23 protein-coding genes are annotated in these 21,109 nt (G+C 71.0%); 4 read left to right on the top strand and 19 right to left on the bottom strand.

The features are described from left to right. Positions 1 to 3: 3 nt before the first annotated feature. The 11 genes from ACFFIC_RS02810 to ACFFIC_RS02860 form a co-directional block, all read right to left on the bottom strand. Positions 4 to 369, bottom strand: coding sequence for a response regulator (locus ACFFIC_RS02810; RefSeq protein ID WP_377048532.1), 366 nt, complete (start codon positions 367 to 369; stop codon positions 4 to 6). A 1-nt stretch (position 370) separates the two neighbouring features. Beyond that, positions 371 to 766 carry an STAS domain-containing protein gene (locus ACFFIC_RS02815; protein WP_377048533.1) on the bottom strand — a complete coding sequence of 132 codons (396 nt, stop codon included), beginning with the start codon at positions 764 to 766 and terminating at the stop codon, positions 371 to 373. 20 nt (positions 767 to 786) lie between these two features. Then, positions 787 to 1,857 carry a methyl-accepting chemotaxis protein gene (locus ACFFIC_RS02820; protein WP_377048534.1) on the bottom strand — a complete coding sequence of 357 codons (1,071 nt, stop codon included), beginning with the start codon at positions 1,855 to 1,857 and terminating at the stop codon, positions 787 to 789. A 182-nt stretch (positions 1,858 to 2,039) separates the two neighbouring features. Then, on the bottom strand, positions 2,040 to 2,411 hold the full coding sequence (locus ACFFIC_RS02825; protein WP_377048535.1) for a HesB/IscA family protein: 372 nt from the start codon (positions 2,409 to 2,411) through the stop codon (positions 2,040 to 2,042). A gap of 13 nt (positions 2,412 to 2,424) precedes the next feature. Next, entirely contained in the window at positions 2,425 to 2,796 is a 372-nt protein-coding gene (locus ACFFIC_RS02830) for an SUF system Fe-S cluster assembly protein (protein ID WP_377048537.1), read from the bottom strand. Beyond that, complete coding sequence (gene sufU, locus ACFFIC_RS02835; protein ID WP_377048539.1) at positions 2,789 to 3,250, bottom strand: Fe-S cluster assembly sulfur transfer protein SufU; 462 nt, start codon at positions 3,248 to 3,250, stop codon at positions 2,789 to 2,791. The genes ACFFIC_RS02830 and sufU overlap by 8 nt, the downstream gene beginning before the upstream one ends. Continuing rightward, entirely contained in the window at positions 3,250 to 4,491 is a 1,242-nt protein-coding gene (locus tag ACFFIC_RS02840) for an aminotransferase class V-fold PLP-dependent enzyme (RefSeq protein ID WP_377048540.1), read from the bottom strand. Before ACFFIC_RS02840 ends, sufU begins: the two co-directional genes overlap by 1 nt. Beyond that, positions 4,491 to 5,780, bottom strand: coding sequence for a Fe-S cluster assembly protein SufD (sufD, locus tag ACFFIC_RS02845; protein ID WP_377048542.1), 1,290 nt, complete (start codon positions 5,778 to 5,780; stop codon positions 4,491 to 4,493). The genes ACFFIC_RS02840 and sufD overlap by 1 nt, the downstream gene beginning before the upstream one ends. Continuing rightward, positions 5,777 to 6,526, bottom strand: a complete 750-nt coding sequence (gene sufC, locus ACFFIC_RS02850; protein ID WP_377048543.1) for a Fe-S cluster assembly ATPase SufC — start codon at positions 6,524 to 6,526, stop codon at positions 5,777 to 5,779. Before sufC ends, sufD begins: the two co-directional genes overlap by 4 nt. Further along, positions 6,526 to 8,025 (bottom strand): Fe-S cluster assembly protein SufB, encoded by a 1,500-nt coding sequence (sufB, locus tag ACFFIC_RS02855; RefSeq protein ID WP_377048544.1) that lies wholly within the window; start codon positions 8,023 to 8,025, stop codon positions 6,526 to 6,528. Before sufB ends, sufC begins: the two co-directional genes overlap by 1 nt. Positions 8,026 to 8,035: 10 nt before the next feature. Continuing rightward, positions 8,036 to 8,521: an SUF system Fe-S cluster assembly regulator gene (locus ACFFIC_RS02860; RefSeq protein ID WP_377048545.1), complete on the bottom strand. Its 486-nt coding sequence runs from the start codon at positions 8,519 to 8,521 to the stop codon at positions 8,036 to 8,038. 217 nt (positions 8,522 to 8,738) lie between these two features. On the opposite strand from ACFFIC_RS02860, the gene ACFFIC_RS02865 reads away from it, so the two are divergent. Continuing rightward, the gene (locus ACFFIC_RS02865; protein WP_377048547.1) at positions 8,739 to 9,416 is read left to right on the top strand and encodes an NUDIX hydrolase; all 678 of its coding nucleotides are present in this window, start codon (positions 8,739 to 8,741) and stop codon (positions 9,414 to 9,416) included. A gap of 3 nt (positions 9,417 to 9,419) precedes the next feature. On the opposite strand, the gene ACFFIC_RS02870 is transcribed toward ACFFIC_RS02865, so the two are convergent. From ACFFIC_RS02870 to ACFFIC_RS02890, 5 genes are read right to left on the bottom strand one after another with little or no spacing between them, the layout of a single operon-like run. Further along, entirely contained in the window at positions 9,420 to 10,316 is an 897-nt protein-coding gene (locus ACFFIC_RS02870; protein ID WP_377048548.1) for an MBL fold metallo-hydrolase, read from the bottom strand. 56 nt (positions 10,317 to 10,372) lie between these two features. After that, positions 10,373 to 11,248: a DMT family transporter gene (locus ACFFIC_RS02875; RefSeq protein WP_377048549.1), complete on the bottom strand. Its 876-nt coding sequence runs from the start codon at positions 11,246 to 11,248 to the stop codon at positions 10,373 to 10,375. Further along, positions 11,248 to 12,258 (bottom strand): DMT family transporter, encoded by a 1,011-nt coding sequence (locus ACFFIC_RS02880; protein ID WP_377048550.1) that lies wholly within the window; start codon positions 12,256 to 12,258, stop codon positions 11,248 to 11,250. Before ACFFIC_RS02880 ends, ACFFIC_RS02875 begins: the two co-directional genes overlap by 1 nt. Beyond that, a complete protein-coding gene (locus ACFFIC_RS02885; RefSeq protein ID WP_377048551.1) occupies positions 12,251 to 13,078 on the bottom strand; it encodes an FAS1-like dehydratase domain-containing protein in 828 nt (275 codons plus the stop codon). Before ACFFIC_RS02885 ends, ACFFIC_RS02880 begins: the two co-directional genes overlap by 8 nt. Positions 13,079 to 13,119: 41 nt before the next feature. Then, positions 13,120 to 14,739 carry a hypothetical protein gene (locus tag ACFFIC_RS02890; RefSeq protein ID WP_377048552.1) on the bottom strand — a complete coding sequence of 540 codons (1,620 nt, stop codon included), beginning with the start codon at positions 14,737 to 14,739 and terminating at the stop codon, positions 13,120 to 13,122. 214 nt (positions 14,740 to 14,953) lie between these two features. On the opposite strand from ACFFIC_RS02890, the gene ACFFIC_RS02895 reads away from it, so the two are divergent. The 3 genes from ACFFIC_RS02895 to ACFFIC_RS02905 are packed head-to-tail and all read left to right on the top strand — an operon-like array spanning position 14,954 to position 17,096. Continuing rightward, complete coding sequence (locus ACFFIC_RS02895) at positions 14,954 to 15,655, top strand: class I SAM-dependent methyltransferase (protein WP_377048553.1); 702 nt, start codon at positions 14,954 to 14,956, stop codon at positions 15,653 to 15,655. A 14-nt stretch (positions 15,656 to 15,669) separates the two neighbouring features. Next, on the top strand, positions 15,670 to 16,764 hold the full coding sequence (locus ACFFIC_RS02900; RefSeq protein WP_377048554.1) for a glycosyltransferase family 2 protein: 1,095 nt from the start codon (positions 15,670 to 15,672) through the stop codon (positions 16,762 to 16,764). Beyond that, the gene (locus ACFFIC_RS02905; protein WP_377048555.1) at positions 16,761 to 17,096 is read left to right on the top strand and encodes a DMT family transporter; all 336 of its coding nucleotides are present in this window, start codon (positions 16,761 to 16,763) and stop codon (positions 17,094 to 17,096) included. The genes ACFFIC_RS02900 and ACFFIC_RS02905 overlap by 4 nt, the downstream gene beginning before the upstream one ends. A 105-nt stretch (positions 17,097 to 17,201) precedes the next feature. On the opposite strand, the gene ACFFIC_RS02910 is transcribed toward ACFFIC_RS02905, so the two are convergent. The 3 genes from ACFFIC_RS02910 to pdxY form a co-directional block, all read right to left on the bottom strand. After that, positions 17,202 to 19,088 carry a TRAP transporter permease gene (locus ACFFIC_RS02910; protein WP_377048556.1) on the bottom strand — a complete coding sequence of 629 codons (1,887 nt, stop codon included), beginning with the start codon at positions 19,086 to 19,088 and terminating at the stop codon, positions 17,202 to 17,204. Between the two features lie 11 nt (positions 19,089 to 19,099). Beyond that, complete coding sequence (locus ACFFIC_RS02915; protein ID WP_377048557.1) at positions 19,100 to 20,089, bottom strand: TAXI family TRAP transporter solute-binding subunit; 990 nt, start codon at positions 20,087 to 20,089, stop codon at positions 19,100 to 19,102. A 122-nt stretch (positions 20,090 to 20,211) separates the two neighbouring features. Then, positions 20,212 to 21,060 carry a pyridoxal kinase PdxY gene (gene pdxY, locus ACFFIC_RS02920; protein WP_377048558.1) on the bottom strand — a complete coding sequence of 283 codons (849 nt, stop codon included), beginning with the start codon at positions 21,058 to 21,060 and terminating at the stop codon, positions 20,212 to 20,214. Positions 21,061 to 21,109 lie beyond the last annotated feature (49 nt).

The following is a 21,109-nucleotide window of genomic DNA, read 5'->3' on the forward strand; positions in this document are numbered from 1 at the left end:
CGATCAGCCGGCAACGCGCTTGACGACGTCGATCAGCTTGACCGGATCGAACGGCTTCACCAGCCAGCCCGTGGCTCCGGCGTTCTTCCCCGCGGCCTTCTTCGCCGAGTCCGATTCGGTGGTCAGCATCAGGATGGGCACAGCCCGCCACTTCGGGTCCTGGCGCAGCGCACTGATCAGGGCCACGCCATCCATATTCGGCATGTTCAGGTCGGTGATCACCACATCGACGGGCGCCGCCTTCAGCATCGACAGCGCCTGCCGGCCGTCTTCGGCCTCCGTGACCTCGAACCCGGCCTTGCGGAGGGTCAGGGAGACCATCTCGCGCATGGTGCGGCTGTCATCCACGGTCATCACGCGCTTGGGCATCTCAGTCCTCAATGGGAATAGCGGTGGCGAGCCCGAGATCCGTGATGGCCTCGGCCAGCACGACGGATGCGCGCTCCAGCCGGAAGGCGATCCCTCTCGCGCGGGCACTGGAGGCCGCTGCCGCCAGCACTTGCAGGCAGGGGGTGGAAATCCGCTCCACGTCCCTCGCGTCGAGGCGCATCGCACCCTCCTCAAGGAGGGTCCGCAGCGCCTCGCAGAGGGGCAAGGCTGCAGTCAGGTCCAGCGAAGCGGGCAGCGGCAGCGCCGCCGGCAGTCCCGAGGAAGTCGTTGCTGAAAAATTCTGCGTCATGCTCGCGATCAATCCGGCTGAACATCCGTCACTCACGGCGTGTGCCATCATCGCCACAAAACATTGCGCAATCATGAAGGTCGTCACGCATGCGGGCGCCGTTTCCGTCAGAACAGCTCGACATCGCCAGCCGCACCGCTTTCTTCCGGCTGCACCCCCTTGTTATCCATGAGGCGTGCCAGAAAGCGTTGCCGGACGCTGCTCAGCGACTGAACCTCCAGCATCCGGGCAAGCAGTCCTGCGTCGATCGGAACTTCCTTCGGAAGCGAGGGCAACGCCTCCCGCGTGTGTTGCTGGAGCGCGCCGGTCGCCTCCCCGATCACCTCAACCGCGTCCTTGAGGTGGCTCAGGTGCTGGTTGGCGCGATCCTGGAACTGCGCGCCGGTGATCAGCCGCGCGACGGTGGCCGCGATCTCCGTCGAGGAATCCAACGCCTCCTCGAGCACCCCCTCCAGCGCCTGGTGCTGTGCGACGATGCCCTGCAACACCGAGTCCAGCCTGGCGCGCATGCGCTGCTGCGCGAGGTGGTCCGCACCCGCCAGCGCTTCCAGTTCCGCCTGGGCACCGCGCACGCCGCGCGCAACCGCGACGATCCTTTCGCGAACGAGGCGCGAGGTGGCGTCCGTCTCCAGCGCAAGGTCCTTCAGCTCGCGCGCGATCACCTTGAAGGTCCCGCCCGCGCCTTCTGCGCGCTGCGCCTCGATGGCCGCGTTCAGGGCAACAAACCGGGCCTGCTTGTTGATCGCCTCGATCCGGCTGACGCATTCCTCGGCCCCGGCGACCTCGCCCGAAACCTGCCCGAGCGCCTGCGCCATGCGCGCCGCCTGGCTGGCCACCGCGCCCAGCGAGTCGACGGCCTGACCAAGCGCGGACTGCACGAAGCGCGTCGCTTCGGTAAGGGGCGTCGCCTTTCCCTGGACCTCGATCGTCCTGGCGATATGGGCGATGCGCTCCACCCGCCCTGTCTGCGCCTCCGCCCCTTCGGCCAGATCGCGAAAACGATGGCTGAGATCGGTCGTGCTGTTCTCGATGAGGGCAGCGGTGGCGGTGAGCTCCTCGGTCATCGCCGCGAAAGCGCGCCGCTCGATCTCACCCAGGGCAACCCAGCGGCCCAGCAGATCCAGGATGCTGTTTTCCACCGGATCCGGCCCGCCTGCGGGCATCCGGTCGAGGAGCATGTTCGTCAATGCGGCAGCCTCGCTTCCCTGCGTCGCCGCCGGGTCTAGCCTGCCGAGAAACAATATTCGCTTAACGCGCTCCGGCCCGCCTCACCCGCCGGGCATCAGCGCGGGCAAGGAAGGCACGGGATGGCAAACCTCGTCCTGCGCCGGCCCGCGGGAAGCCCGGGCCGGCGCCGGTCTCACACGTGGAAGCTTTCGCCGCAGCCGCAGCGGCCCTTCTCGTTCGGGTTGGTGAAGGTGAACCCGGCCGCCATGGCCTTTCTCTCGTAGTCCATTACCGTGCCGATCAGGAACAGCGTGGCCTTGCGGTCCACGAGCACCGTCACGCCCTTGTCCGTGACGACCTCGTCGCCCGGTCCCGCCGCATCCACCCAGTCGATCTGGTAGGACATGCCGGAGCATCCCTTGGTCGACACCGCGACGCGCAGCAGCTTGCCGCCCTCACCCTTGGCGTAGAGCGCGCGCAGCCGCTCCGCCGCCGCATCGGAGAGCGACATCAGCGGCGGCAGCGCCCGGCGCGGCTTCGGGGCTTCGGTGGTGGTCGTGCTCATCTCAGGCCCCTTCTCAGTACATGTTCAAGGCAAGCTTCGCGTCCTCGCTCATGCGGGACGGATCCCAGGGCGGATCCCAGACGATCTCGACCTTCACCGAGGACACGTTCGGCACCGTCCGCACCGCATCCTCCACCATCCCCGGCAATTCCTGCGCGGAGGGACAGGACGGCGTGGTGAGCGTCATGTCGATCTTCACCGCGCCGTCATCGGCGATCTCGACGGCATAGACGAGGCCGAGCTCGTAGATGTCGACGGGGATCTCGGGATCATAGACCGTCTTCACCGCATCCAGCACCGCCACCTCGCTCACGCGCGTGGAGGGAATCGGCCCGTCCGGCGACCAGGCCTCGTGCGTGCCGGCTGAAGACAAGGGCTCACTCACTCGAAGCCTCCTTACCGCCCGAAAGGGCGGTGTTGAGGGTGTGCCAGGCCAGCGTCGCGCACTTCACGCGGCTTGGGAACTCATGGACGCCCGACAGCGCCTGGAGGCGATCCATCTCCTCCTCCATCGCGCCGCCGCAATCGGGGCAGGTGCCGGTCATCGCCATCTCGCGGAAGCGCGCGGCCATGTCGCGCGCTTCCTCCGGCGTCTTGCCGCGCACCGTTTCCGTCATCAGCGAAGCGCTGGCCATGGAGATCGCGCAGCCCTTGCCCTGGAAGGCGGCATCCGCGATGCGCTCGCCGTCCATGCCCAGGAACAGCTCCATCCGGTCCCCGCACATCGGGTTGTCCCCGCGCGCCGTGAGATCGGGCGCCTCCAGCCGGCGGAAGTTCCGGGGCTTGCGCCCGTGGTCGAGGATAACCTCCTGGTAGAGGTCCCGCAGGTCGTCGAACATCAGGTGAAGAACCTCCGCGCGGAACTCAGCGCCTCCGCCAGGAAATCGATTTCCTCGTGCGTCGTGTAGAGGCCGAAGGAGGCGCGGCAGGTGCTGTCATGACCGATCCGCACGTGCAGCGGCTCCGCGCAGTGCCGGCCCGCCCGCACGGCAATGCCGACGCGATCGAGCAGCGTCGAAAGGTCGTGCGCGTGCGCGTTGCCCAGCGCGAAGGAGAACACTCCGCCCCGGTCCTGCGCGTGGCCGATCACCGTCAGGTCCTCCACGGCCGAGAGCTTCGCCATCGCGTGGTCCACCAGCGAGCGCTCATGCGCCTCGATGGCCTCCATGCCGATGCCCGACACATAGTCGATCGCCGCGTGCAGCCCCACCGCCTCCACGATCGCCGGCGTTCCCGCCTCAAACTTCGCGGGCACCGGGGCCGGCTTGAAGCCGTCCCGCGTCACCTCCGAGATCATGTCGCCGCCGCCCAGGAAGGGCGGCATCGCCTCCAGAAGCTCCATCCGCCCCCAGAGCACGCCGATACCGGTGGGCCCGTAAAGCTTGTGCCCGGTGAACACGTAGAAGTCCGCGTCCATCGCCCGCACGTCCACGCGGCGGTGCACCACCGCCTGCGAACCGTCGAACAACACCCTGGCGCCGTGCGCATGGGCCAGCGCCGCGATCCGCGCAACCGGCGTCACCGTGCCCAGCACGTTCGACATATGCGTGACGGCCACCAGACCCACCTTCCCGTCGGCAAGCTTCGCCTCGAGGTCCGCCATGTCCAGCTCGCCGGATTCGAGCACGTTCGCGATCCGCAGCTCGATCCCGTGTGCCTGCGACAGCATCTGCCAGGGCACGAAGTTCGCGTGGTGCTCCATTTCGGAAACCACCACCGCCTGCCCAGGCTTCATCACGCCGCGCCCGAAGGAATGGGCCACGAGGTTGATCGCCATGGTGCTGCTGGCTGTGAAGATCACCTCCCGCGCATCGCCCGCCCCGAGGAAGCGCGCCACCGCCTCCCGCGCCGCCTCATAGGCGGCCGTGGAGACCTCGCTCAGGTGATAGGCCCCGCGATGCACGTTCGCGTAGCTCGTCTCCATCATCCGCAGCATGGCATCCAGCACCACCCGCGGCTTCTGCGCGGAAGCGCCGGAGTCCAGGAACACCAGCGGCTTGCCGTGAACCTTGGTGGACAAGATCGGGAAGTCCTGCCGCACCCGCTGCACGTCCAGCGCCGGCCGCATGCTGCCGTCCATCACGCAGCCCCCCCGTGCTGGTCCCACCATCCCGCCACCGCCTCTTCCAAGGCCTCGCGGGATGGCTCGTCCTCCACCACCTCCACGGCCTCCTGAAGGAAGGCGCGCACGAGCATGGAGCGCGCGGTGTCCGCCGGAATCCCGCGGGCCCGCAGATAGAACAGGCTGTCCGCATCCAGCGCACCGGCCGTCGCCCCGTGGCTGCACTTCACGTCGTCGGCGTAGATCTCCAGCTGCGGCTTGCTGTCGATCTCCGCCTCCTCCGACAGCAGCAGCGCCTGGTTCATCTGATAGCCGTCGGTCTTCTGTGCCTCGCGCCGCACCAGGATCTTGCCCTGGAACACGCCGCGCGAGCGCCCGGCCAGCACCGTCTTGACCGTCTGGCGCGAGGCGCAGTTCGGCGCCGTGTGGTCGAGCGCCGTGGTCATGTCGGCGAGCTGCCCATCCGCCACCAGCTGGGCGCCATTCAGATGCGCCGCCGCCCGCGGCCCGAGCAGGGCGAGATGCGTCTCGCTGCGGCTGATCTTCCCGCCCGCGTTCAGCACGAAGCCATCATAGGTGCCGCCTTCCTCCACGCGCACGCCGAGATGCGCGAGGTGATAGGCACCCGCCGCTTCCCGCTGCACGCGGATGTGGGAAAGCTTGGCATCCTGAGCGACCTCGATCTCGAAGACCGGGTTGTGCAGGTGCCGCGCACCGTTGGCCGAAACCGCCGTTTCCAGCAGCACCAGCCGCGCCCCGCGCGCGAGGCGGATCAGGTGGCGCGGATGCACCGTGCTCGCCGTCTCGCCGGATGCCACCGAGAGCAGCTCCAGCCGTCCGGCATCCACACCCTCCGGCACCTCCAGCACCAGCCCGTCCTCGAACAGCAGCGTGTTCAGCGTGACCATGGGCTGGGAAGCGGAAGCCACGGTGTTCAGCCGCCCCGCCACCGTCTCGATCACCGCCGCCAGCGAGGCCGCGACCAGCCCGTCCAGCGAGGACAGGTCCGCCCGGAAGCGCCCGTCCACGAACACGGCACGCCGGTCCGCCCGCGCCACCGGCATGGAAACGGCCCCGTCCACCGCCGTCAGCGCCTCGCGGAATTCCGCGCGCAGCATCGGGGCGAGGTCGGTGTAGCGCCAGGCCTCCACCCGCCGGCTGGGCAGCCCGCCCGCGCGCAGCGTGTCGGCCGCGGCATCGCGCAGCGCCCGCACGACGGCGATGCCGGCACCCGGAAGGCGACCGGCCAGCCCGTCGTAGCGGTGCAGGAAGGCCGCCGCGTTGCCCTGGGATGCGTCGATGTTCATGCTGCCTCGTCGAGCACGCCGGCATAGCCCTCGGCCTCGAGCCGATGCGCCAGCTCCGGCCCGCCGGAGGTCACGATGCGGCCATCGGCCAGCACGTGCACGCGGTCGGGCACGATGTGGTTGAGCAGCCGCTGGTAATGCGTGATCACCAGGGCCGAGAAGCCGGGGCCGCGCAGCGCGTTCACGCCGTCCGCCACGATGCGCAGCGCGTCGATGTCGAGCCCGCTGTCGGTCTCGTCCATGATCGCGACCTTGGGCTGCAGCAGCGCCATCTGCAGAACCTCGTTCCGCTTCTTTTCGCCGCCGGAGAAGCCGACATTCACGCCGCGCTTGAGCATGTCCTCGGGCATGGAAAGCTCCTTCATGCGCGCGCGCGCCACCTTGAGAAACTGCATCGCGTCCAGCTCCCCCTCGCCGCGCGTGCGGCGGATGGCGTTCAGCGCGGTACGCAGGAAGTTGGCGTTGCCCACGCCCGGCAGCTCCACCGGATACTGGAAGGCGAGGAACAGCCCCGCGGCCGCCCGCTCCTCCGGCTCCATCTCCAGCAGGTCCTGTCCGTTGAGCGTGACGGACCCGCCGGTGATCTCGTAGCCCTCGCGCCCGGCCAGCGCGTAGGACAGCGTGGACTTGCCCGCGCCGTTCGGCCCCATGATGGCGTGCACCTCGCCATCCGGCACCTCCAGGGTGATCCCCTTGAGGATTTCCTTGCCGTCGATGACGGCGGTGAGGTTCTCGATGCGCAGCACTAGCCGACGCTCCCTTCCAGGCTGATCTGAAGCAGCTTCTGCGCCTCGACCGCGAATTCCATGGGCAGTTCCTTCAGCACCTCGCGGCAGAAGCCGTTCACGATCAGGCCCACCGCGTCCTCCTGGCTCAGCCCGCGCTGACGGCAGTAGAAGAGCTGGTCCTCCGCGATGCGCGAGGTCGTCGCCTCGTGCTCGGTCTTCGCGGTCATGCAGCGGTTCTCGATATAGGGAACCGTGTGCGCGCCGCAGAGGTCGCCGATCAGCAGGCTGTCGCACTGCGTGAAGTTCCGTGCACCCGTCGCCTTCGGGCTGATCCGCACCAGGCCGCGATAGGTGTTCTGGCCGTGGCCGGCCGAGATCCCCTTGGAGACGATCGTGCTGCGCGTGCCCTTGCCCAGGTGGATCATCTTGGTGCCGGTATCGGCCTGCTGGTGGTTGTTGGTGATCGCCACCGAGTAGAACTCGCCCACGGACTCATCGCCCTGCAGGATGCAGGAGGGATACTTCCAGGTGATGGCCGAACCCGTCTCGACCTGCGTCCAGGACACCTTGCTCCGCTTGCCACGGCAGGCCGCCCGCTTGGTGACGAAGTTGTAGATACCACCCACCCCGTTCTCGTCGCCCGGGTACCAGTTCTGCACCGTGCTGTACTTGATGGACGCGTCGTCCATCGCGACCAGCTCCACCACCGCCGCGTGAAGCTGGTTCTCGTCGCGCTGCGGCGCCGTGCAGCCCTCGAGGTAGGACACGGTCGAGCCCTCGTCCGCGATGATCAGCGTCCGCTCGAACTGCCCCGTGCTCTTGGCGTTGATCCGGAAATAGGTGGACAACTCCATCGGGCAGCGCACGCCCTTGGGGATGTAGACGAAGCTGCCATCGGTGAAGACCGCGCTGTTCAGCGCCGCGAAGAAGTTGTCGGTGTGCGGCACGACGGAGCCGAGATACTTCCGCACCAGCTCCGGGTGCTTATGCACGGCCTCCGAGATCGGGCAGAAGATGATCCCGTCCTTCTCCAGCCGTTCGCGGTAGGTCGTGGCCACCGAGACGCTGTCGAACACCGCGTCCACGGCCACGGGCATGCGCCCGCCCTCGGCCGGCACGTCGCCCGCGCCCTCCACGCCCGCCAGGATCGCCTGCTCGCGCAGCGGGATGCCCAGCTTGGCATAGGTCCGCAGCAGCTCCGGATCGACCTCGTCGAGCGACTTCGGCCCGGCCTTCTCCTTCGGCGCCGCGTAGTAGAAGGCGTCCTGGTAGTCGATCGGCGGGTAGGTCACGGACGGCCAGCGCGGCTCCTCCATGCCCTTCCAGGCCTCGAAGGCGCGCAGCCGCCAGTCGAGCAGCCATTCCGGCTCGCCCTTTTTGGCGGAGATGAAGCGGACGATGTTCTCGTTCAGCCCCTTGGGGGCGAACTCCATCTCGATGTCGGTCTCGAACCCCCACTTATAGGCGCCCTGCGTGGCGTCACGGACGGTATCGAGGGTCTCTTCGACGGCGGGCATTCTCGGTCCCTTACTCGGCGGCCACGGGCACGGCCTTCACGGCCGCCCCGGTGGCAGGGGGAAAAACAGGCGCGTGGCGGTGCAGCTCACTGCAGCTCGGCCGCGCGAGGTCGGAGATGGTCACGGCGGACAGCGCGGCGCGCACCGCCTCGTTCACGGGGTCCCAGCGGCCGCGGACAGGACAATGCCCCTCCGCCTCGCACCCTCCGGTGGCACCATCCACGCAGGCCGTCAGCGCGATCGGCCCGTCCATGGCGATGATGACATCCGACAGCGGAATGGCCGAGATCGGTTTGGCCAGCCTGTGCCCGCCCCGCGCGCCCCGCTGCGCTTCCACCAGGCAGGCCTGGGAAAGGATGCGGAGCACCTTGGCCACCGTGGGCTCGGCGATCCCGGTCGCGGTCGCCAGCGCCGGCGCGGTGTGCAGCCCATCCTCCTGCCCGAGCCGGGCGAGAAGGACGACCGCGTAGTCCGCCAGTTTGGAAAGACGCAACAAGGCGTGGCACCCCGCCCGATGGATTGGATACCCGACCCCAGCGGTCCGGTATGGACGGCAAATGCGTCCGCGCCCCTCCCCTGTCAAGGCGCGGAGGCCGAAGCAGGCCCCGAAAACAACCGCTTGCGAGCCGTTCGCGACTGCCTGCGCCCCACCCGCTTCCTCCCCTCCCGGCCCCGCCCTAGAACCGCCACGCACCAGCCGGAAAGGACGCCCCATGAACCCTCCCATGCGTCCCACCGACTTCACCGCGGCCGGCGAGACGCGCCCGGAGAGGACCGTCCGCCCGCGCGACGCCTCCACCCTCCTCCTGTGGCGCCACGGCCCGAAGGGGCTCGAGGTCCTGATGGGCGTGCGCAGCGTGAAGCACCGCTTCATGCCCAGCCGCCTCGTCTTCCCCGGTGGGCGTGTGGATACCGAGGACCGCACCGCCCCCGCCGCCTCCGAGCTGGAACCCCACACCCGCCGCGCGCTCGAACTCCGCGCCGCCCCGCGCCTGGCCCGCGCCATCGCCATCGCCGCGGTGCGGGAGCTGCACGAGGAAACCGGCCTGGTCCTCGGCAGCCTGGAAGCCGGCCGCCTCCACGCGGAACTCGCCCCCCTGCGCTATCTCTGCCGCGCCCTGACGCCCGCGATGAGCCCCGTCCGCTTCAACGCCCGCTTCCTGATGGCCCCTGCCGAAACCGCTTCCGGAACGATCGGCGGCACGGGCGAGCTGGAGCACCTGGCCTACTACCCCGTGGGGGAAACCCCGCCGCACGAGCTGGCGCCCATCACGGCCAAGGTCCTCGGCGAGTTCCGGGACCTGATGGCCCTGCCGGAGCACGAACGCGAAACCCGCCCCCTGATCTGGTACCAGGGCCGCGACACCCGCCGGCTGGAGCGCGCGCAGTAGCGGTCAGAGCGCGCGGAACCCCTCGCCCTCGCGCGAGGCCAGCCCTTCCCCCGCCAGCTTCACCAGATGGGCCAGCAGGCTCCGCGCCGCGGCCGGCGCCAGCCGCGGCTCCAGCACGGGCCCATAAACGGCAGGCACCAGGGCCGCGGCCTCCACCGCCCCGCCCGCGCCCCGCAGCGCCTCCAGCACCCGCGCCTCCCGCTCCCGCCGGTGGGCGATGAGCGCGGCAAGGAACGCCGCCGGTTCACCATGCGCCGGCCCGTGCCCGGGCAGCAGCAGCCGGTCCTCCCGCGCCGCCACCCGCTCCAGCGAGCGCATGTAGTCCGCCATGTTCCCATCCGGCGGCGAGACCACGCTGGTGGACCAGGCCATCACATGGTCCGCGCTGAACAGCACCCCCGGCGGCGAGAGCGCCCCGTCCGCCTCCAGGGCGAAGCACAGGTGGTTGGCGCAATGCCCGGGCGTGTGCAGCGCCACCAGGCGCCACCCATCCCCCTCCACCGCCTCGCCATCCGCCAGCCGGCGGTCGGGCGAGAAGGCGTGGTCCCCGCCCTCGCCCCCTTCCCCGGCAGGCGTCAGGTGCGGCCCGAAGCCCAGCGTCTCCGCCCCCGTCGCCGCCACCAGCGGCGCCACCCCCGGCGAATGGTCCCGGTGCGTGTGCGACACCAGCACCCGCGACACCCGCTCCCCCTCCACCGCCCGCAGGATGGCAGCCAGATGCGCCGCATCCACCGGCCCGGGGTCCAGCACCGCCACCTCGCCCCGTCCGATCAGGTAGGTGTTGGTGCCGCGGAAGGTGAACGGCCCGGGATTGCCGCACAGGATGCGGCGCACCCCCGGCGAGACCCATTCCACCTCCCCCGCCAACAACGGATCGTCGCGCCGGAACTCAGGATTCATCGTACCCTCCCGCGCGCAAGCGCGTTTTCCCGCGCGCAAGCGCGCTTTCCCGCGCCTCAGCGCGCCCGTCCCCGGTATTCGCCGCGCAGCACCAGGAAACCGGCGCCCACGATCAGCGCGCTGCCCGCCAGCATGGCCAGCCCCGGCGCCTCGCCCCAGACCAGCCAGCCCAGCAACCCCGCCCAGAGCAACCCCGTATAGGTGTAGGGCCCGAGGGAGGAGACCTGCGCGCTGGCGAAGGCCTCGGTGTTCAGCACCTGCCCCACGCCGCCGATCAGCCCCATCAGCACCAGCAGCCCCAGATCCGCCCAGCCCGGCGTGGTCCAGACCAGCGGCAGCGCCAGGGCCGTCATCCCCGTCATCAGCAGCGCCTGCCACAGCACGATGGTGGTGCTCGCCTCCGTGGCCGAGAGCTGGCGCACCAGCATGGTCGAGAGAGCGCCGAAGAACCCGCCGAGCGCCGCGACCCCGTAGCCCGCCAGCAGCCCCGCCCCGGTGCCGAGCCCCTGCCCGGCGGCGATCACCAGCACCCCCGCGAAGCCGATCAGCACCGCCGCCCAGCGCGCCGGTCCCGGCCGCTCCCCCAGCCAGGGGATCGCCAGCAGGATGATGAACAGCGGCTGCGTGTAGTTCAGCGCCGTCTGGTCCGCGAGCGGCAGCATCGACAGCGCGAGAAACGCGCAGCCCATCCCCATCAGCCCCGAAACCGCCCGCACCGCGTGCCCGCCCAGCCGCCGCGTCCGCAGCAGCGCCCCCGTCCGCAGCCCCGCCGCCAGCACGATCGGCAGCGAGAAGGCGTTGCGGAAGAACATCAGCTCCAGAAAGGCGTGCCGCGCGCTCAGCACCTTCACCACGGCGCCCATGACGGCGAAGCAGGCGGTGGCGCCGAGCATCAGCAGCGCCCCCCGCCGCATGTCGTGGCGCAACACCATCAGCCCCGCGCGGGCGCCGCGGCCCGCGCCTCCCGCGCCCGGATCTGCGCGCGCCGAAGGTTGTAGAGGCCCGCGCTCACCACGATCGCGGCCCCCGCCGCCGTGCTCCAGGCCGGCACGTCGCCCCAGACGATCACGCCCACGATGGTGCCCATCACCAGCGTGGAATACTCGAAGGGCGCCAGCACCCCGACCGGGGCGAGGGCAAAGGCGCGGGCGAAAAGAAAATGCGCCGAGCCGTTGCCGATCCCCACGAACAGGATCGCCACCCATCCGCTCCAGGACGGCCAGCCGATCGCGGGAAACACCGGCAGGATGGCGAAGCCGAAGGGGATGTGCGCCACCATCAGCCAGAAGGCGATCGTGGCCGGCCGGTCCGTCCGCGCCAGCACCCGCGTCCAGATCCGCGTCACCGCCATGAACACCACGCCGCCCAGCAGCAGCCCGGCCTCCCAGCGCCACAGGTCCCCGCCGGGCCGCACCATCACCAGCACGCCGACGAAGCCCACGAAGGTGGAAAGCCAGCGCCGCCACCCCACGCTCTCCCCCAGCAGCGGGATCGCCAGCACCGTCATCACCAGCGGCGCCACGGCCGCCACCGCGTAGCTGTCGCCCAGCGCCATCCCGCGCAGCCAGGCGAGGTAGAAGGTCACCGTCACCGCGCAGTGCAGCAGGCTCCGCGCCGCCACCAGCCGCCGGTTCACGGCACGGACCCGGAAGCCGCCCGCCAGCACCAGAACGGTGAGCGCGCCCAGCGCGCCGCGCACCATCATGGCCACGGCGACCCCGATCTCCGGCAGCACCCACTTCACCGCCGCATCCGAGACCGTGACGATGCCGAAGCCGGCCGCGATCAGGCCGATCCCCCGCAGCGCCTCCTCCGGCACCCCCGTCGCGAAGCTCCCGGCCGACGGATCGGCCGCGGTGGGAAGAGGGGCCGGCCGCGGCGCCGCCGGCCCCCCGCTTTGGTGATCCTGCCCGGTTTCCCCGGGCTCGCGTTCGTCAGGCAAGGAAGGCCTCGGCCTCCTGGCAGGTGGCGCCCGTCTCGTCCCGGCTCTCCAGCCTCACCACGCCCTCCGCGTCCCTGCGCCCGAGCAGCGCCAGGCGCCGCCCGTCGAAGCAGGGCCGCTTCCCGCGAAAGGAAAACCGCGCCAGCGCCGCCCCTGGCCCCGCCAGGTCCAGCGCGTGCCGCGCCAGCAGCGTCGCCATCAGCGGCCCGTGCACCACCAGCCCGGGATAGCCTTCCTCGCCCGTCACGTAGGGGTGGTCGTAGTGGATGCGGTGGCCGTTCCCCGTCAGCGCGGAATAGCGGAACAGCATCACCGGGTCCGGCACCAGCGAGGCCTCCAGCGCCCCCTCCCAGGCCTGCGCGGCCGGCGCGGCCTTCACCGCCGCCCCCTCGGCCCCGCGATAAACGATGTCCTGCTCCTCCTCGACCAGCACGCCCCCGGGCCCGTGCAGCACATGCCCCACGGTGACGAAGACCAGCCGCCCGGAGCCGCCCGCCTTCTCCTTCACGGAAAGAATGGTGCTCACCCGCCGCAGCGCGTCGCCCGTCCGCACGGGCGCCCGGAAGGAAACCCGCCCCCCGGCCCACATCCGCCGCGGCAGGTCGTGCACCGGCGGCAGGAAGCCTCCCCGGCGCGGATGGCCGTCGGGCCCGATCTCATCGGGCATCCGCCAGTCCTGGAACAGCATCCAGTGCCAGAGCGCCGGCCATTCGCCGCCGGCCAGCTCCCGCCCCAGGGTCGCCGCCATGCCATGCGCCAGCCGCGCGTCGGCGCGGTCCTCCCGCACCTCCTCCCGCCCCACATAGTCCTCGAACGCCATGCGCCTTCCCCCCGCCCCGGGCCCTCGGCCGGCCCGGCCCCTCAGTCCTCGCGGACGTAGAGCTTGTAGCCCTCGATCTCGCCCTGCTGGTGGTAGCTCCGGAAGGCCTCCGCGAAGAGGGGGTGGCGGCCGAAATACTCGATGAAGTCGAATTCCTTGCCGCACCAGGGGATGCCGACATGCCGCGTCACCAGCACCGCCGAGGGCGGGGCGGAGGCGAAGTCCTCGGCCACGGTGCGGTAGACGAAGAACTCCGCCCGCGACATCTCCCAGGGCTCGCGGTAGCGCTCCCCGTTCTCCGGGCAGCGCTGGTTCACCCCCTGCAGCAGCCACAGGTTCATGAACCGCAGCGTGGACTGGCTGTTGGAATAGTTCAGCGCCGGATAGATCGGCCAGATGTCCGGCGTCAGGATCAGCAGCCGCTCGTTCCAGGCATGCTCGCGCAGCCAGGCGGTCAGGCGCCCGCCCTTGTCGCTCTCGTAGCCGATCTCCCGGAACGGCGCCTCGCCCCCACGCACCATGCCCAGCATCAGCACCGCCGCCATCACGGCCGCGAGCGGCCCCGCCGACAGCCGCGCCCGCCGCGGCGGCAGCACCCCGTCCAGCCAGCGCGCCGCGATCAGCCCGGCGGTCAGCCCCGCCAGCATGAAGACGGGCGCGACATGATAGGTCCAGCCCTTGTGCTGCACCGCCGCCGAAACGAAGGCCCCCGCCGTCGCCGCCCAGAGCGCCAGCACCAGGGGCCCGAAGCGCCTGACGAAGCAGAGAACGGAGACCAGCCCCAGCAGGAGCCCGGCCCCGGCCATGTTCGGCGTCAGCAGCACGCCCCAGGCCGAGAGCCCGCCGAGATCCACGTAGTAGTCCCAGACCAGCGGCACGACATGCCCGAAGAAATCGGGGAACAGCAGGGGAATGGAGGCGAGGTAGAGCACCCAGACCGCCGCCATGGTCCAGGGTACGGGGTCGCCCAGCGTGACCCAGATGCCCCGCCAGCCCCGCCGCAGCATCACCGCCGCCTCCACCAGCAGCGGCACGGCCAGGAAATGCGGCTTCAGCGCGAATCCGAGCGCCGCCAGCACGGCCACCCCCAGCATCAGCCACCGCTCCGTGCCGGCGCCCTGCATCCGGCGCGAGGCGAGAAGCGCATAGGGAATCGCCACGGTGCCCATCAGCACCTCCCGCTGGCCGAAGTCGTAGCCCGGCAACACCAGCGCCAGCGGCACCAGCGCCACCAGCACCGCCGCCTCCACCGGGCCCTCCACCATCCCCGCCCGCAGCCGGGCCGAGAGCCACCACACCAGGCCGCAAAGCAGCAGCAGCAGCAGCAGCAGCGCCCGCGGCCCATCCAGCGGCGTCACGGTGGCCAGCCAGGCCGCCGGAAGGTTGAAGATGAAGATGAGTGGCGGGTTGACGTCGATCAGCTCGGAGTAGAGCCGCTGCCCCGCCAGCCAGCGCTGCGAGAAGTTCAGCACCGCCGCCACGTCGTGGTTGAGCGGAGGGGACAGCACGGTCAGCAGGAACAGCACCGCCGGCACCAGCGCCACCAGCCGCCAGAGCCGCGCCTGGGAGGCCTCGGCGCGCAGCACCGGGACCGGCGCCGCCATGCCCCGCGTGAGGGAGGCGGCCTGGGCCGGAAGGGAGGGGGGAACGGGTGCGTTCATGCGGCGGGTTCGGGCATGGTTCCTGGCTGCCATCACCGGGGAGGGAGGACCTTGCTACCCCGTATCAATCTTTTCTAGCCCAAGATTGCGGCACGCCCTGGGCGCGGCTGCCTTGTCCACGCCCAAAGCCGCTGCCACAAGCCCGTCATGCCCAGCCCGGGCACCCTGCCCCATCCCAGCGAGCCCCGCCCTGGAAGACGCCGAATACACCCTGATGGACGCCGCCGAGGACGGCATGTGGTGGTACCGCGCCGTCCACGCCCGGCTGATCGACACCCTGGCGTCGCGGCCGGGGATCGCCTCCCTGCCCCTGCTGGACGCGGGCTGCGGCACCGGCGGCTTCCTGCGCCGCCTGGGCACCGCCAGCCCCCGCGACTCCTTCGGCCTGGACTACAACGCGCGCGCCGCCGGCCGCGCCGCGGCCAAGTCCGGCCGCCCCGTCACCGCGGGCACGGTGAACGCGCTCCCCTTCCCCGACGGCGCCTTCGGCGCGGCCGTCTCCGTGGACGTGCTGTCCCATGCCGGCGCCGACCAGGCCCTCGCCCTGGCCGAGCTGCGCCGCGTGCTCGCCCCCGGCGCCACCCTGGTGCTGAACCTGCCGGCCTATGAGTGGATGTTCTCCGCCCATGACGTCCGCGTGCACAACGCGCGGCGCTACACCGCCCGCCGCGCCGCCGCGCTGCTGCGCGGCGCCGGCTTCACGCATGTGTCCGCCCGCTACTGGAACGGGCTGCTGCTGCCCCTCATGATCCTCCAGCGCAAGGTCCTGGCCCGCGGCAGCGGCCACGCCAGCGACGTCGGCAGCTTCCCGCCCTGGGTGGACCGCCTCCTGCACGGCGTCACCGAGATCGAGCGCCGCGCCGCCCCTTCCCTTCCCGCCGGCGGCTCCGTGCTGCTGGCCGCGACCCGACCCTGAAGGACCCGCACGCCATGCGCCCCGAGCTCCTCACGGCGCCCCCGGCCGCCCCCGCAGCCCGGCAAGCCCCGTTGCACGGCCTCCGCCTGCCCGAAACGGCGGGGCAGCACGGCCCCGCCGCTGAACCCGGCCCGGAGCCGGTCGGCCTCTCCATCGTGGTGCCGGTTTATCGGGGTGCGAGCACCGTCGGCACCCTCGTCGCCGCCCTCTCGGCGCTGCGCCCCGCCGGCGGGATTGAGATCGTGCTGGTCAACGACGGCTCCCCCGACAACTCGGCCGAGGTCTGCCGGCGCCTCGCCGCCGAGGCCACGGTGCCGCTCACCTATGTGGAGCACGCCCGGAACTTCGGCGAGCACAACGCGGTCATGTCGGGCCTCCGCGTTGCCCGCGGCAGCTACGTCATCACCATGGACGACGACCTGCAGAACCCGCCCGAGGAGGTGCTGAAGCTCTACGACCACGCCCGCCTCGGCGGCCCCGAGGGCCGCGGCTGGGACGTGGTCTACACCCGCTACGCCGTGAAGGAGCACGAGGGCTGGCGCAACCTGGGCAGCCGCTTCGCCAACGGCGTCGCCGACCTGCTGCTGGACAAGCCCCGTGGCCTCTACCTCTCCTCCTTCCGGTGCATGAGCGCGCTGGTGGTGCGCGAGGTCGCCCGCTACGCCGGCCCCTACCCCTATATCGACGGCCTGATCATGCAGGTCACCCAGCGCATCGACTCGATCGAGGTCCGCCACCTCAAGCGCATGGAGGGGCGCAGCAACTACACCATCACCCGCCTCGTGCGCCTCTGGCTGAACCTGGCCACCAACTTCTCCCTCCTGCCGGTGCGGCTGGCGACCTTCGCCGGCATCGCCATGGGCCTGCTCGGCATCGTCGCCGCCCTCTTCGTGATCGCGGAAGCCATGACCGGGGAAACCCCGTCGGGCTGGGCCTCCACCATGACCGTCACGCTGCTTCTCTCCGGCGTGCAGTTCCTGATCCTCGGCGTGCTCGGCGAATATGTCGGCCGCTCCTTCCTGTCGGCCAACGGCACGCCCCAGGGCGTGGTGCGGGAGGTCGTGCGCGCCCGGCCCGTGTCGCCCCCCACGCCGGGAGAGGCCCCATGAACGCCCACTGGGTCGCGCTGGCCTTCGCCATCGCCACATCCATCGCCGGGCAGATCCTGCTGAAATCCGGCGCGACGGGCGAGGGCGGCTTCGTAACCCAGCTCTTCCGCTCCCACACGGTGGTCGGCCTCGGCCTTTATGGCGGCGCGGCGCTTCTCTACATCGTGGCGCTGCGCCGCATCCCCATGTCGGTGGCCCTGCCCTGCACCGCCTTCTCCTACGTGATCGCGGTGATGGTCGGCCACTTCGCCTTCGGGGAAGCACTCGGCGCCCAGAAGATCGCGGCCGTGGCGCTGATCAGCCTGGGCGTGGTGATGCTGGCCAGCGCCTGAGCGCCGTCCCACCTGTCACGGCTTAGCCGACGAACGACGCAATCGCCGCCAGCGCCGGAAGGCCCCGGAGGCCGGCCGGCCGTGGTGAACGGCACCGGCCGGCCCTCAGAGCGGACGCAGCGCCGCCGGCCGCGCCGCCCGTCCCATGGCCCAGGCCAGCCCCATGGCGGCCAGCGCCAGCGCGAGCCGCCCCGGCCCGGGAATGGCCGGCACGAAGGCCGCCGCCACCCCCGCGGCCCCCAGCACGACCCGCGGCACGGGCCCGAGCGGCGAGAGCAGGAACCCCGCATAGGAGGCCGTGATCGCCACCAGCGCCACCACCTGGATCGCGGTCGCCAGCAGGATCTCCGCCAGCCCGCCCCGCATCATGATCCCGGGGTCGTAGATAAAGGCGAACCCCACGGTGAAGCCCGCGATGCCGAAGCGCGTCGCGTGCAGGCTGGTGATCGTCGGCCCGGCCTTCGCGATCGACGCCGCCGCGAAGGCCGCGGCCGCCACGGGCGGCGTCGCATCCGCCAGCACCGCGAAATAGAACAGGAACAGGTGCGCCGGCAGCAGCTCCACGCCCATGGCCACGAGTTGCGGCACCCCGATCGCGGCCGCGATGATGTAGGAGGGCGTGGTCGGCAGCCCCATTCCCAGCACCAGCACGGTCAGCGCCAGCAGGATCAGCAGCAGCGGCAGCGACCCGCCCGCGATGTCCTTGATGATCCCGCCGAAGGCCACGACCATGCCCGTCGCCGTCAGCGCGGACACCACGATCCCCGCCCCCGCGATGGCGACCGCCAGCGGCGCCATGGTCAGGCCCGCGTTCACCAGGCTCTCGAAGATCGCGCGCGGCGACATGCGCGTGCGGCGCCGGAACATCGCGATCGCGATCATGGAAAGCGTCGCGCAGAAGGCCGCGTAGTTGCCCGACCACCGCTCCATCATCAGGTAGACCAGCACGCCCATGGGGATCACGAGGTGCGCATCCGCCAGCACCTCACGCCAGGGCGGGATCTCCGAGGCGGGCATGGGCGCGATCCCCATCCGCTTCGCCTCGAAATGCACGGCGGCCAGGATGGCGAAGTAGTACAGCACCGCCCCGATGGCGGCGGCGACCACGATCTCGCCATAGGCGATGTTGGTGATCTCCGACATCACGAAGGCCGCCGCCCCCATCACCGGCGGCATGATCGCGCCGCCGACGCTCGCCGCCGCCTCGATCCCTCCGGCCACCGCCGGCCGGTAGCCGATCCGCTTCATCAGCGGGATGGTCATCGCCCCCGTGGTGATGACGTTCGAAACCGACGACCCGCTCATCGTCCCGAACAGGCCGGAGGTGATCACCGCGACCTTCGCCGGCCCGCCCGTGAAGCGCCCCGCCGCCGCCGCGCCGAGGTTGCTGAACAGCCGCCCCGTCCCGCTGCCCGCCATGAAGGAGCCGAAGATGATGAACACCGCGATGGTGGTCGCGACGATCCCCGTCAGCGGCCCATAGACTCCCCCCGCCGTCGGCACGAGCCAGGAGGCCTCCAGGATCTCCCCCGCCGAGAAGGGGCGCGTGTTGAGCACGCCGGGCATCCAGTGCCCCACCGCCATGTAGGCGATGCTGATGATCACCATCCAGGCCAGCCCCGGCTCCACCGCCCGCCGCGTCGCCTCCAGCAGCGTCACGATGGCCAGCACCGCCATGACGGACATCATTGGCGTGAAGTCGTCCACGTATTCCATGCGGTCCGACACCGCGCCGGCGTTCCACCACACCCAGAGATGCGGCGCGGCGGCGGCGGCGAACCAGGCCCAGTCGGCCCAGCTCGGCCGCTCGGCGGGACTGCCCGCGCGCGCCGGCCAGAGCAGGAAGATCGGCGGCACGAAGGCCAGCAGGTGAAAGGCCCGCATGGCGATCGGCTCGGGAAAGCCCACGCCCCCGAAATAAAGGTGGACCGCCGCGGCCAGCGCCAGCCAGCCCGACAGCACCGGCCCGAGCGGACCCTTCAGCGCGCGCACGGTGCCGCCGATCAGCCCGGCATCACGCCGGCCTCGCGATACGCCTTGGCGGCCCCCGCATGCAGCGGCGCCCCCGCGTACTTCCAGGCCTCCGCGGGGTCATAGGCCGCCATGGAGGCGTGGATCTGCGTCAGCCGCGCGCCCTTGGCCGCGATCAGCACCTTGGTCAGCTTGTAGGCGACGTCCTCCGGCACCGTCTCGTGCACCACGATCACGCTGTCCATGGTGGTCACGGGCAGGTCCGCGGTCTGCAGCGCCGGATAGGCCGAGGCCGGCAGCACGCCCTGGTTATAGGCGTAGGTGTCGATGAGGTGCTTGCGCACGTCGTCGGGGAAGGCCACCAGCCTCGCCGCGCGCCGCCCGGTGCCGAGCTCGGTCAGGATCGCCGCCGGCTTGGCCAGCGCGCAGTACAGGTAGTCCACCTGCCCGTCGCCGAAGGCCGCGGCGATGTCGTTGTAGGACCCGTTGAGATAGGTCCCGCCCTCCGCCCGGATCTTCTCCGGCGAGGTCCCGCAGAACTTCATGATCCGCTGCAGCGTCATCTCGTCGGTCGAGGAGCGCTGCGGGCAGCCGATGCGCAGCCCGCGCTGCGTCAGGATCGCCCGCATGTCCTCCAGCGGCTTCTCCGTCGCGCGGACGAAGTTGTGCTCGGTGGGCGAATAGCCGGTTCCCAGCGTGCGGATCTTGTCGTGCTTCGCGCGATAGGGCTCCTCGCCGCGCACGGCCGCGGCGGTGAAGGCATCGATGCCCCACCCCATCTGCGACTGCCCGTTGTTGATGCGCGTGGGGTTCGCCAGCCCCCCGCCCGGCACCACGCGGATCTGCAGGTCCGCCTCGTCCTTGGCCAGCGCCGCGATGCCGGCACCCATCGTGTACCAGCCGCCGCCCAGCGACCCCGCCACGAACTCGAAGGTCTGCTGCGCCAGGGCGGCCCGCCCGCCGATCGAGACGAAGGGCATGGCGAGCGCGCCCCCGAGGGCGAGGCGGCGGGGGATGAGCATGGCATATCTCCGTTTGGGGCCTTCGGCGCCCCCGATCATGGACGCGCGCGGCCGTCGCGGGCAATCACCCGCTGCGCGGCGCGTCCCGGGCAGTTTGCAAGCCGCGCGCCAGCGGGTGCCCCTCAGCAGGGCTCGGCGGTGAAGATCTGGCTCGGCCGCACGAACTCGTCCTGCGCGCCCACCGTCAGGATCTCCCGCGACCCCTCCTCCGACGTCCGCTTCAGCACGCCATAGATGGAGGACGCGACGGAGGAGAGCGCCACCCGCGCATCTCCCCAGCGCAGCCGGTGGAACAGGAACAGCGCCGCGATGGCGTCTCCCGCCCCGTTCACGGAGATCGGCAGCAGCGGCGTCCGCACGCGGAAGAAATCCTCCCCCTCCGCCGCCAGCAGGTCGATGCTGTCCGCCGGCGTGTCCTCCACCCGCAGCGACGTCACCAGCACCGAGCGCGGCCCCCGCGCCTGCAGGCCCCGCACCGCCGCCTTCGCCTGATCCAACGTGGAAACCGTGGTCCCGGCCAGCCATTCCAGCTCGAAGTGGTTCGGCGTCACGATGGTCGCGGCCGGCAGCGCCCGGTCGCGCATGAACTCCGGGATCCCCGGCCGCACGAAGACCCCCCGCCCCACATCCCCGATCACGGGGTCGCAGCAATAGACCGCCTCCGCATTGGCCGCCCGCACCCGCCCGAGCGCACCCAGGATCGCCTCCCCGATCGCGGCATCGCCCATGTAGCCGGACAGCACGGCGTCGCACCCGCCCAGCACCCCGCGCTCCTCGATCCCGAGCACGAGGTCGCCGATCAGCTCCGCCCCGAACACCTGCCCCCGCCAGGCGCCGTAGCCCGTGTGGTTGGAGAACTGAACGGTGTTCAGCGCCCAGACCTCCGCCCCCAGCCGCTGGAGCGGAAAAACCGCGCTGGCATTGCCGACATGGCCGTAGGCGACCCAGGACTGGATCGAGAGGATGTTCATCGCCGCACCCGGCCCGCGCGCCAAAGGGGTTCGCCGCCCGCGCGGGCTG

It is taken from the genome of Muricoccus vinaceus (assembly GCF_042433125.1).
GTDB classification, from domain to species: domain Bacteria; phylum Pseudomonadota; class Alphaproteobacteria; order Acetobacterales; family Acetobacteraceae; genus Roseomonas; species Roseomonas vinacea.